Here is a 1,084-nt window from a genome sequence, read left to right on the forward strand (position 1 = left end):
GCGCGGCGAGCATCTGGCCGCGTTCTTCGGGTGCCTCTACTACGCCGCCATGCGGCCCTCGGAGATCGCGGCTCTGCGCGCGGACGACTGCACCCTTCCGAAGACGGGGTGGGGTGAGCTCATCCTCGCGGGGAGTCGTCCCGAGGTCGGCTCGGGGTGGACCGACGACGGGAAGTCGTACGACCAGCGTGGGCTCAAGCGCCGGGCCCGAACTGCCACCCGATCCGTCCCCATCCCGCCCGTGCTCACTGCGATGCTCCGCGAGCACAAGGAGCGGTACGGAGTGGCGGACGATGGCCGGCTCTTCCGCGCCGCCGAGGGCGGACGCGTCCGTTCCACGGAGTACTGCGCTCTCTGGGACGCGGCCCGCCTCAAAGCTCTCTCGGCGAAGGAGGTGAAAACGCCGCTCGCGGACGTCCCGTACTCGCTCCGCCACGCGGGGGTGTCCCTGTGGATCAACTCCGGGGTGGACCCCGTGGAAGTCGCGCAGCGGGCGGGGCACAGCCTCACGGTGCTCTTCCGGTTCTACGCCAAGATCCTGAAGGGCCAGCAGTCCCGCGCGAACGCGCTCATCGAGAAGGGGCTCAACGGTGGCTGAGTCGCCGATCCTGGCCCACACATGGCCCATACGTACTGGTCAGGACCGGGATACGGGCGAGTCAGGGTGAGACAGGGTGAACGCAGAGGGCGGGCCCCGNNGAGGGTGACCGTGGTCGTCGCGGTCTTGCCGTCGCGCTCGTAGGTGATCTTCACCGAGTCGCCCGGCTTGTACGTCCAGATCTCGCTGATCAAGGTGCGGCCGCTGTCGATCGGGTGGTCGCCGAAGCCCGTGATCACGTCGCCGGCCTTCAGGCCCGCCTTCGCCGCCGGGCCGTCGGGCGTGACCGAGGGCGTGCCGCCGGAGCCCTGGCCCGCGATCGTCGCGCCCTGGCCCTTGTCGTTCATGTTCACGGTCGCGCCGATCACCGGGTACACCGGCTTGCCCGTCTTGATCAGCTGCTGCGCCACGTTCTTCGCCTGGTTGACCGGGATCGCGAAGCCGAGGCCGATCGAGCCCGCCTGGGACTGGCCGAAGCCGCCGCTG

At 69.9% G+C, this 1,084-nt stretch carries 1 protein-coding gene and 1 pseudogene; one reads left to right on the forward strand and one right to left on the reverse strand.

What is annotated here, in order from left to right:
• A pseudogene (locus CCN56_RS31510) lies at positions 1-598 on the forward strand (site-specific integrase); the annotation flags it as partial.
• On the opposite strand, the gene CCN56_RS31515 reads toward CCN56_RS31510, so the two are convergent.
• Positions 526-1,084, reverse strand: a 559-nt coding sequence (locus CCN56_RS31515) for a S1C family serine protease (protein ID WP_256962278.1), incomplete at its 5' end; no start/stop codon positions are given. The pseudogene CCN56_RS31510 and the gene CCN56_RS31515 overlap by 73 nt on opposite strands.

Origin of the sequence: Streptomyces sp. NRRL B-24572 (assembly GCF_002156145.1) — a bacterium.
Lineage (GTDB): Bacteria > Actinomycetota > Actinomycetes > Streptomycetales > Streptomycetaceae > Streptomyces > Streptomyces vietnamensis.